At 57.7% G+C, this 10098-nt stretch carries 9 protein-coding genes, 1 tRNA gene and 2 pseudogenes; 10 read left to right on the top strand and 2 right to left on the bottom strand.

Going from position 1 to position 10098, the window contains the following annotated elements; all coding sequences use genetic code 11:
* The 5 genes and pseudogenes from AXW11_RS20315 to AXW11_RS20295 all read left to right on the top strand — a co-directional run.
* Positions 1–420 (top strand): annotated as a pseudogene (locus AXW11_RS20315) (response regulator); the annotation flags it as partial.
* Positions 401–1522, top strand: a pseudogene (locus tag AXW11_RS20310) (YcaO-like family protein); the annotation flags it as partial. The pseudogenes AXW11_RS20315 and AXW11_RS20310, both read left to right, overlap by 20 nt.
* A 309-nt stretch (positions 1523–1831) precedes the next feature.
* Positions 1832–2698, top strand: coding sequence for an MBL fold metallo-hydrolase (locus AXW11_RS20305; RefSeq protein WP_041333382.1), 867 nt, complete (start codon positions 1832–1834; stop codon positions 2696–2698).
* Between the two features lie 180 nt (positions 2699–2878).
* Entirely contained in the window at positions 2879–3331 is a 453-nt protein-coding gene (locus AXW11_RS20300; protein WP_213480020.1) for a YeeE/YedE family protein, read from the top strand.
* A complete protein-coding gene (locus AXW11_RS20295; RefSeq protein ID WP_041333380.1) occupies positions 3328–3738 on the top strand; it encodes a DUF6691 family protein in 411 nt (136 codons plus the stop codon). The genes AXW11_RS20300 and AXW11_RS20295 overlap by 4 nt, the downstream gene beginning before the upstream one ends.
* 41 nt (positions 3739–3779) lie before the next feature.
* Here AXW11_RS20295 and AXW11_RS20290 read toward each other — a convergent pair.
* Positions 3780–3866 (bottom strand) — tRNA-Leu (locus tag AXW11_RS20290).
* An 89-nt stretch (positions 3867–3955) separates the two neighbouring features.
* Entirely contained in the window at positions 3956–4588 is a 633-nt protein-coding gene (locus AXW11_RS20285) for a class I SAM-dependent methyltransferase (protein ID WP_041333378.1), read from the bottom strand.
* 181 nt (positions 4589–4769) lie between these two features.
* On the opposite strand from AXW11_RS20285, the gene AXW11_RS20280 reads away from it, so the two are divergent.
* The 5 genes from AXW11_RS20280 to guaA all read left to right on the top strand — a co-directional run.
* On the top strand, positions 4770–6200 hold the full coding sequence (locus AXW11_RS20280; protein WP_041333377.1) for a cytochrome ubiquinol oxidase subunit I: 1431 nt from the start codon (positions 4770–4772) through the stop codon (positions 6198–6200).
* A gap of 2 nt (positions 6201–6202) precedes the next feature.
* On the top strand, positions 6203–7204 hold the full coding sequence (gene cydB, locus AXW11_RS20275) for a cytochrome d ubiquinol oxidase subunit II (protein WP_036207368.1): 1002 nt from the start codon (positions 6203–6205) through the stop codon (positions 7202–7204).
* Positions 7205–8875: a thiol reductant ABC exporter subunit CydD gene (gene cydD, locus AXW11_RS20270; RefSeq protein ID WP_041333376.1), complete on the top strand. Its 1671-nt coding sequence runs from the start codon at positions 7205–7207 to the stop codon at positions 8873–8875.
* A complete protein-coding gene (locus AXW11_RS20265; RefSeq protein ID WP_286792659.1) occupies positions 8868–9392 on the top strand; it encodes a hypothetical protein in 525 nt (174 codons plus the stop codon). The genes cydD and AXW11_RS20265 overlap by 8 nt, the downstream gene beginning before the upstream one ends.
* On the top strand, positions 9274–10098 hold an 825-nt coding region (gene guaA / locus AXW11_RS20260), incomplete at its 3' end, for a glutamine-hydrolyzing GMP synthase (protein ID WP_286792660.1). The genes AXW11_RS20265 and guaA, both read left to right, overlap by 119 nt.

The following is a 10098-nucleotide window of genomic DNA, read 5'->3' as shown; positions in this document are numbered from 1 at the left end:
ATTTGGGTTGTGGATGATGACCGCTCCATTCGCTGGGTGTTGGAAAAGGCGCTGGGCCAGGAAGGCTACGCGGTGACCTGCTTTGAAGATGCGGATGAAGCGCTTAATACCCTGGAGCAGGGCGGGCAGGAACCGGAGGTGCTGATCAGCGATGTACGCATGCCCGGCACCGATGGGCTGCGGATGCTGAAAATTCTGCAGCGCAAGAACCCGGATCTGCCTGTCATCATCATGACGGCGCATTCCGACCTGGATTCTGCGGTGGCCTCTTATCAGGGTGGCGCGTTTGAATATCTGCCCAAACCGTTCGATGTGGATGAAGCGGTGGCGCTGGTGCGTCGGGCCATCAAGCATCGGGAAGAGTCCCGCGGCGACTTTCCTGAACCGGTTGAAGAAGCGCCTGGCGCTGCCGGACGTGCCGCAGAGTGTGCTGGATAAATACCCGCACATTGTTGAGGGCATCAATGCTCTGGAAGCACAGGGCTTCCCGATCCTGGTGAAAGATGCCTCCCTGGGCGGCCAATTCCCGGTTATGTGCGTGACACTGATGAACCCGAGAAACGGAGGCGTGTTCGCCTCTTTCGGCGCGCATCCGAGTTTCGAGGTGGCGCTGGAACGCAGCCTGACCGAACTGCTGCAGGGCCGCAGCTTTGAAAACCTCAACGACGTACCGGCGCCCACCTTTAGCACCCAGGCAGTGACGGAGCCCAACAACTTTGTCGAGCACTTTATCGATTCCACGGGCGTGGTGTCCTGGCGGTTCTTCAGCGCCAAATCCGACCTGGAGTTCTGCGAGTGGAACTTCTCCGGTACCAACGAAGAAGAGGCCAGCACCCTGTTCGGCATTCTGGAAGACCTTGGTAAAGAAGTGTACGTGGCGACCCATGAAGACCTGGGCGCGCCGGTATGCCGCATCCTGGTACCCGGCTATTCCGAGGTCTACCCGGTAGAGGATCTGGTGTGGGACAACACCAACATGGCGCTGGACTACCGCGAAGATATCCTCAATCTCCACGCCCTCAGCAATGATCAACTGGCCGACCTGGCCGAGCGCCTGGAAGCCAGCCAGCTCGACAACTACATGACCATCATCAGCCTGATTGGCATCGAGTTCGACGAGAACACAATTTGGGGCCAACTCACCATTCTGGAACTGAAATTGCTGATCTGCCTGGCCCTGCAATGGCACGAAGAAGCCCAGGAATTTGTCGACATGTTCCTGCAGTTCAACGACAACACCGTGGAGCGCAACCTGTTCTACCGTGCCGTTAACACCGTTCTGGAAATCACCCTGAGTGACGAACTGGAACTGCCCGACTACCTGCCCAATCTGCAGCGCATGTTCGGCGAAGACACCATGGCCGCCGTGGTTGGCTCAGTCAGCGGCGAAGTACGCTTCCATGGCCTGACACCCACCAGCATGAAGCTGGAAGGCCTGGAAAAGCATCAGCGGTTGGTTGATAGTTATAAGAAGTTGCACGCCGCCCGCGCCATGAAGGCCGGCTTGAGACAAGCCGAATAATATTCACAGGCTTGAACCCCCGAAGGCATGGAAGCCTTCGGGCAATGGCTCCCCCCCCAGAAAAGTAATCCTGCAGCCTCAGTGGATCAGCTACAGGTCGCCGTGAACTCTCCCCACAAACCGCCCCTGCATTCGTGAAATTACTTGAAGTGACCTGTCATCGCTGAAGACAACCAAGATGAAGCTGGCTTTATTGTTCTTACAAATCATTGACCGACACCCGCTAATTCATTATTGATATATTGTTATAACTTTTTGTGAGTTACGATATCGGCATGACTTCTCATCAGAAAATCAGGAGGCATTCCGATGCGTCGACCGATGGTTACTGCCTTTTTTGAGGAGGCGAGCAAAACGTTCAGTTACGTTGTGAAGGATCCGGAAAGCACAGCCTGCGCGATCATCGATTCAGTCAAGGACTTCGACTATGCCGCAGGACATACAAGTGTGCACTCGGCCAACGCTATCGCAGATTTCGTCCAGCACGAAGAACTAACAGTAGAGTGGATTCTGGAAACCCACGTTCACGTCGATCACTTGTCCGCCGCACCATACCTCAACGAAAAATTCGGGGGCCGCATCGGCATTGGCACGAACATCAAAAAGGTGCAGCACATTTTCGGGAAGGTATTCAACGCCGGTACTGAATTTGCCCGCGACGGCAGTCAGTTCGACCAGTTGTTCGAGGATGGCGATACCTTTGCTATCGGCAGCCTTGAAGCAAGGGTACTGCATACCCCCGGACACACCCCGGCATGTCTAACCTATGTAATCGGCGATGCCGCCTTCGTTGGCGATACGTTGTTCATGCCGGATTACGGTACCGCACGGTGTGACTTCCCGGGAGGTAATGCACGTGCCCTTTATCGCTCGATTCAGAGAGTCTTGGCTCTGCCGCCGAAGACACGCCTGTTTCTGTGTCACGACTACAAGGCACCAGACCGCGAATACTATCAGCACGAAACCACAGTTGCAGAACAGGCCGCTAACAACATCCACGTCCATGAAGGGATAAGTGAGGATGAGTTTGTAAAGATGCGCACCGAACGTGACGCCACACTCGCAATGCCGCGTCTGCTCCTTCCGTCAATCCAGGTGAACATGAATGCTGGCCAGATGCTCTTCACCGAGAATGAAGATCAAGCCTATCTAAAGATACCCATTAATCGCTTCTGAACCACTCGTCAGGAGATTTTATGAACATCAGAGTACCCAAGTGTTCTAACTGCCCACGTAATGAAGCTGCTTAAACGTTGTTCCCCATAACGCATTGGCTACCCCACTAAGGGCGCGACGTTTTCAACAGTGATGTACTGGCTTCTAAGAAGTCCTTAAAGGAGACAAAATGTGAACACGATGGCAAACCTCTCCGGATTGGCTGGCGGTGTATTTATCGGTCTGTCGGCCGTGTTGCTGATGGCAACCATCGGTCGCATCGCCGGGATAAGCGGTATTGTTTCTGGCTTATTGTTGGAGCGTCCTACTGGTGATTCCGCCTGGCGATTGGCCTTTTTGCTCGGCCTGGTCAGCGGGCCGCTCGCCCTGGTGATCCTGAAACTTGATCTGGGCAATGTCGCGGCAGAGCCCGACGCGATCATTGGTGCGCCTGCGGGTGATGTAGGGTTGATGCTCCTGGCGGGGCTACTGGTCGGAATTGGCACAGGAATCGGTGGTGGCTGCACCAGTGGCCACGGTGTCTGCGGCTTGGCGCGCTTGTCCCACCGGTCACTGATCGCAACCCTGACCTTTCTTCTGGTCGTCATGGCCACGGTTTACTTGGTTCGTCACCAGATAGGAGGTGGTGTATGAAAGTAATCATAGGCTACCTTGCCGGACTACTGTTCGGTCTTGGTTTGGCGATTGGAGGCATGACCGACCCCGCTCGGGTACTGAATTTTCTCGATGTTTCCGGCGCCTGGGATCCAACCTTACTATTCGTCCTGGGCGGTGCGGTGGTTACCACCTTTATTGGTTATCAGCTGGCTTTTAAACGATCGAATCCGTTGTTCACGGAGAAATTTCAATTGCCCACACGCCGTGATCTGGACGGGCGACTGATGGGCGGTGCAGCGCTGTTCGGTATCGGCTGGGGATTATCAGGATATTGTCCGGGGCCAGCCTTCGCCTCCATGGCGGGTTTAACCACTCCCCTGGCTGCCATGCTGGTGGCGATGGTGGCCGGCTGGTGGCTCGCAAGGCGCTTTTCCACCCAATAAACAGATCGGCATAAAGCCAATTCGGCTTCTTGCTTTTGAATTGGTGCCCGGAGCCGGAATCGAACCGGCACGACCGTGAGGTCGAGAGATTTTAAGTCTCTTGTGTCTACCTATTCCACCATCCGGGCATTCGGAGGGGGTTGTGAGGAGCTTTTGAGGGGCAGGATTGTATAAGGCCGCGCCCGGTAACGCAATTGGGATTGCGGTGGAGGTGTTTTTAGCTAGGTTGCTGAGGCTTCCGCGCCCTGCCCTTGTAGATATAGCCAGCGAATTTCGGGGCCTTGGGCACGTATAGGTTTTCCAGTTCGGTGATCTCAAACCCCGCTTCCCGGATCAGTTCCGCAATCGGTCGGTTAAGGTGGCAGCCTCCGGCGATTTTCTTCCAGCCTGGGGTGATGCGGTGTTGCCATTTGCACACGCCCTCGTCCGGCGATTCTCCGTGTTCCAGGAATAGCAATTCGCCGTCGGGCTTGAGTACCCGTTTCATTTGATCCAGCGCGGCTCGCCAATCGGGGATGGTGCATAGGGTGAACGTAAGCAGTACCGTGTCGACGCTGTTGTCCGATAGCGGAATTTGCTCGCCCGGCAAGTCCAGCCACTCCACGGCTACGCTGGATTTGGCCAGGTTGGCCTGTGCCTTTCGCCGCATGCCTTCGGACGGCTCCAGGCCGTAGACGAGGCTAACGGTATCCGGGTTGTAGAACTCCAGATTAATGCCCGAGCCCATACCCACTTCCAGCACAGTGCCGTTTGCCTTCGGCACCACTTGGCTGCGCAGCTTCATTACCTGCCCTACTGAGCAGGAGTAATCGATCAGGTGTGGCAGTATTCGCTCGTCGTAGAAACCCATGGAGCCTTCCTATACTTGTTTTAAATCAAGGGGTGCGACATTCTGTCCCTTGGTTTTCCCTGTGCTACGGGTAGCATGGCTACTATCTGCCGGTAAAACAACACTACAACCCAGCCAAGGCAGCGGCCAAGCGGGCGCCAAGCTCGTTTATTCTGTTCACTGTAGTGTCCGGAGGTTCCGCATGGAACTTGATCCCGTCCTTCTGTCGCGAATCCAGTTTGCGTTCGTGGTGTCCTTCCACGCTATCTTCCCGGTGTTTACCATCGGGCTTGCGTCCTACATTGCAGTGCTCGAGGGCCTGGCGTTCAAAACCAACAACCCTTCCTGGGCAAAACTCTCTGCCTTTTGGACCAAGGTGTTCGCGGTGGTGTTTGGCATGGGCGTGGTGTCGGGCATTGTGATGTCCTTCCAGTTCGGCACCAACTGGAGCAACTTTGCCCAAGCGTCCGCCAACTTCCTGGGGCCGATGCTGAGTTATGAAGTGGTTACCGCCTTTTTCCTCGAAGCGGCGTTCCTGGGTGTGCTGCTATTCGGGCGCGACAAGGTACCTGCCGGGGTTCATCTTTTTGCGGCTGTGATGGTGGCCACGGGCACCTTTATATCATCGTTCTGGATCCTGTCAGCCAATAGCTGGATGCATACCCCCGCCGGTACGGAATTCAGGGATGGGGTGTTCTTTGTCACCTCCTGGAGCGAGGCGATATTCAATCCATCCTTTCCTTATCGCTTTTCCCACATGGTGGTGGCCTCGTTCCTGACTGGCTCGTTCGTGGTAGCGGGTGTCAGTGCCTGGTATCTGCTTCGCAAACGTGAGGTTGAGGCGAACCGACGCGCGTTGTCCATGAGCCTGTGGCTGATTCTGGTTCTTGCCCCCACCCAGGCGGTTATCGGGGATTTCCATGGCCTGAACACGCTGGAACACCAGCCCATGAAGGTCGCCGCCATGGAAGGCAACTGGGAAACCTCGCGTAATGTGCCGCTGCTGTTGTTCGCGATTCCCGATCAGGAAAACCAGACCAACCGGTACGAGGTAGCCATTCCCAGCCTGGCCAGCCTGATCCTCACCCATGAGTGGGACGGCGAAGTGCCCGGGCTGAACGAAGTCACGGTGGACGAGCAGCCGCCGGTCGCAATCGTGTTCTGGTCATTCCGGGTGATGGTTGGCCTGGGCATGCTGATGATCCTCTTTGGCCTGGCCGGCCTGGTATTGCGGGCCGGTGGCCGATACTGGCAAACCCCCTGGTTCCTGCAAGGGTTGCGCTTTATGAGCCTGACACCCTTTGTGGCGGTACTGGCCGGCTGGTTTGTCACGGAAATTGGCCGCGCGCCCTGGCTGGTGTATGGGCTGATGAACCAGAGCGAGTCGGTTACGCCGTCATTAACCGGCGGTATGGCGCTGTTCTCACTGATTGGCTACATCGTGGTCTATGCTTTGGTGTTCAGTTCCGGTGTCTATTACCTGATGCGGGTGCTGTACGTGGGCATGGAAGACGAAGACGCAGAGGAAGGCCATGAAGCCGAACGGCCGAAACGTCCCTTCTCGGCCACCCATGTGCCGTTTGAGATTGATGATAACGATCGTCAAAAGCCACTGAACCAGGGAGGCCACTGATTATGGAACTGTTCGATCTGGCCCTGATCTGGGCGTTTATTATCGGTTTCGGCATTATTATGTATGTGCTGATGGACGGGTTTGACCTGGGCATTGGCATTCTCTTCCCCTTCGCACCGAAAGAAGAAGACCGGGACACCATGATGAACACGGTGGCACCGGTCTGGGATGGCAACGAAACCTGGCTGGTGCTTGGCGGGGCGGGCCTGTTGGCGGCGTTTCCACTGGTTTACTCCACCATTCTGCCGGCGCTGTACATTGGTGTATTCCTGCTGCTGGCCGGTCTGATCTTTCGCGGGGTGGCGTTTGAGTTCCGCTTCAAGGCCAGAACCTCGCGCTATCTCTGGAACTGGGCCTTCGCCGGTGGCTCCACGGTGGCTTCGTTTGCCCAGGGCGCCGTGGTGGGTGCCTATATCCAGGGCTTTGAGATTACCAACCGGGTCTATACCGGCGGTGCGCTGGATTGGCTGACCCCTTTCACGGTGCTGACCGGTTTCGGTCTGATGGCCGGCTATGCGTTGCTGGGCTCCACCTGGCTGATCATGAAAACCGAGGGCCGCCTGCAGGACTGGGCGTATCGGATCACCATTCCGCTGCTGCTGGGTGTGTTGGTCGTGTTTGCGATGATCAGCGTCTGGACGCCGTTTGTGGATGAAGCGGTGAAAAACCGCTGGTTCTCCAATCTGAGCATTATCTGGATATTGCCCGTGCTCGCCCTGCTCTGTGCCTTTCAGATCTTCCGGTCAGTTCGGAACCGGTTTGAAGGCATGCCGTTTGTCGCGACGGTGGGGCTGTTCATCTTTACCTACCTGGGCTTGATCGTCAGCCGCTGGCCCTATGTGGTGCCGCCGGAATACACGCTCTGGGACGCCTCCTCCGCGTACGGCTCACAGTTGTTCCTGCTGCTGGGGCTGCTGTTCGTGATTCCCATTGTGCTGGTCTACACCGCCTGGACCTATTGGGTGTTCCGGGGCAAGGTACGGGCTGGCGAGGGATACCACTAGGTGGCTGAACAAGCCGAGTCAAAACGTTGGCTGGGGGCACTTGCCGCCCACAGCCGGCGGCTGATCCTGGCCACGGTTTCGGCTGGCGTTGTGGTGGCCCTTGCCACCATCGCGCAAATGGCGTTCCTGGCGGGCATTGTTCACCAGGGTATTGTCGATGAGATACCGGTGGCCGAACTGTCGCTGCTGTTCACCGGTGCCATTATCGCGATATTGATCCGCGGTGTGGCTCAGGGGTTACAGGCCCGCTACGCAGCCCGCTGCAGCCGTGAGGTGCGTAGCGAGGTTCGCCATAGTATCAACCGGTGCTGGCAGGCCAGCGGGCCGGTTTCGATGAGCCAGACCTCCGCCGGCACCCTGGCGCGAGAATGGCTTGACCACACCGACGCCCTGCATGGGTATTTCGCCCGTTTCCTGCCCCAGATGATGCTCGCGGTGGTGGTGCCGCTGATGATCCTGGTGGTGGTATTTTCACTGGACTGGCTCGCGGGGATCTTCCTCCTGCTGTCCGCCCCATTGATACCATTGTTCATGGCACTGGTCGGGATGGGCGCCGAAAAGCTCAACCAGCAGCATTTCCAGACCATCGGTCGTTTGTCCGGCCAGTTTTTGGATAAGGTTCGGGGATTGACCACCCTGCAGTTGTTCGGCCAGACCGCTCCTGCCGCAGAAACCCTGCGCAAGCGATCCGACGAATACCGCCGCATCACCATGAAAACCCTGAAGATTGCGTTCCTGTCCTCAGCGGTATTGGAGTTCTTCTCCTCCGTGGCCATTGCCGTCGTGGCCATTTACATCGGCTTCGGGTTGCTGGGGTACATCACCTTTGGACCGTCCAGCGACCTGACACTGTTTTCCGGGTTGTTGATCCTGCTGCTTGCCCCGGAGTTCTTCCAGCCTCTGCGATTGTTGTCCCAGCATTATCATGATCGCGCTGCAGCGATGGGTGCCAGTTCTGAAATCGTCGATCGGTTGCAGGGAGTTGATAAACCACAACCGCAGGCAGAGCCCCGTCACCAGCCGGAATCTCCCGATATTGTGGCCGTTCGTGACGTCGCTCTTGCCTACGATGCCGTCAGGCCGGTGTTGGACGGCGTGTCTCTGGTGATCAACAAAGGCGATGTCATCGCCCTCACCGGGCCTTCCGGTGGCGGCAAAACCTCGCTATTGCATCTGTTGGCCGGCTTCATGAGACCAGACCGGGGGCGTATTTCAGTGTTTGGAGAACGTGCCGGCGACGAGGCCTTTGGCTGGCTGGGTCAGTCCCCCTTCCTGGTGCATGGTACCTGGGCCGACAACCTGCGCCTGACCACGCCGGACGCGACCGACATCGCCATAGAAACCGCCTTGCATCACGTTGGCCTGGAAAGCCTGATCAAAGGCCGGGAACGGGGAATCTACAGCGCCATTACCGAAGACGGCCAGGGGCTCTCCGGCGGGCAGGCACGCCGCTTGAGCCTGGCGCGGGTGTTTGTGGCCAGTTACGACCTGATACTGCTGGATGAGCCCACAGCGGGGCTGGACAGTGACAGCGAAATATACGTGCTGGAAGCGCTGCACAAGCTGGCGCTGGCCGGTAAGACTCTGGTTTTCGCCACTCACCACCAGGCACTGCTGACACTGGCCAACCGTACCTTGCTGGTGACGGAAGGAGGCGTTGCAGATGCGTGAGCTTGGCCCCTGGTTGGCATTGATTTTCCGTCGCCCCGGTCGCCTGGTGACCGGCGGCTTACTCATACTGGCCACCCTGCTTGCGGGTATGGGGCTGCTGGCATTGTCGGGCTGGTTTATTACCGCCACGGCGATCTCCGGCATCCTGTTGGCAGCCGGTGTACAGGCGTCCATCAATCTGTATGTCCCTGGTGGTGGCATTCGCTTCTTTGCCGTGGCGCGAACGGTCGCGCGGTATGCCGAGCGGGTATACAACCACGATACCGTGCTGCGCCTGCTGACGGATATCCGAGTGGCCCTGTTCGAGCGTTTATCCACCGCCGGCCGGGACCGGAGAACCCGTTTACGCGGCCCGCAATATCCGCCGGCAATCACCGGGATAGATCCCCATGACAGACATCCATGCCCAGCGCATCCTGATTCTGGACTTCGGTTCCCAATACACTCAGCTGATTGCACGCCGCGTGCGGGAAATCGGTGTGTACTGCGAGATTCGTGCCTTCGACATGACCGCTGAAGAGCTCAGCGAGTTTGCGCCCAAAGGCATTATTCTTTCCGGTGGGCCGGAATCGGTGACTGCAGCAGAGACGCCGCGGGCTCCGCAGGCCGTGTTTGACGCAGGCATCCCGGTGCTGGGTATCTGCTACGGCATGCAGACCATGGCCGAGCAGTTGGGTGGCAAGGTGATTGCCGGTGAGAAGCATGAATTTGGCTATGCCCGGGTCGCCAAGGCGGAAAAGAACGGCCTGCTGGACGGCATCGTCGACCATGAAGAGCAAGGCAAGGAATACCTGGATGTGTGGATGAGCCACGGTGATCGTGTCGGCGAGATGCCGGCGGGTTTCGTGGCGACCGCCACCACCGGCAGCTGCCCCATCGCCGGCATGGCCAACGACGAAAAACGCTTCTACGGCATCCAGTTCCACCCGGAAGTGACTCACACCCTGCAGGGTGGCCGCCTGCTGGAGCGCTTCGTGCGCGAACTGTGCGACTGTGAAGCCCTGTGGACGCCAAGCAACATCATCAGCGATGCCATCGACACCATCCGCGAGCAGGTGGGTACCGACGAGGTGATCCTGGGCCTGTCCGGCGGGGTGGATTCCTCCGTGGTGGCGGCGCTGCTGCACAAGGCCATCGGTGACCAGCTCACCTGTGTGTTCGTGGACAACGGCCTGCTGCGTCACCAGGAAGGTGACCAGGTCATGGAAATGTTCGCCGACAAC

The organism is Marinobacter sp. Hex_13, assembly GCF_001566815.1.
Lineage (GTDB): Bacteria > Pseudomonadota > Gammaproteobacteria > Pseudomonadales > Oleiphilaceae > Marinobacter > Marinobacter salarius.
This window is presented reverse-complemented; position numbering and strand designations above follow the sequence as displayed.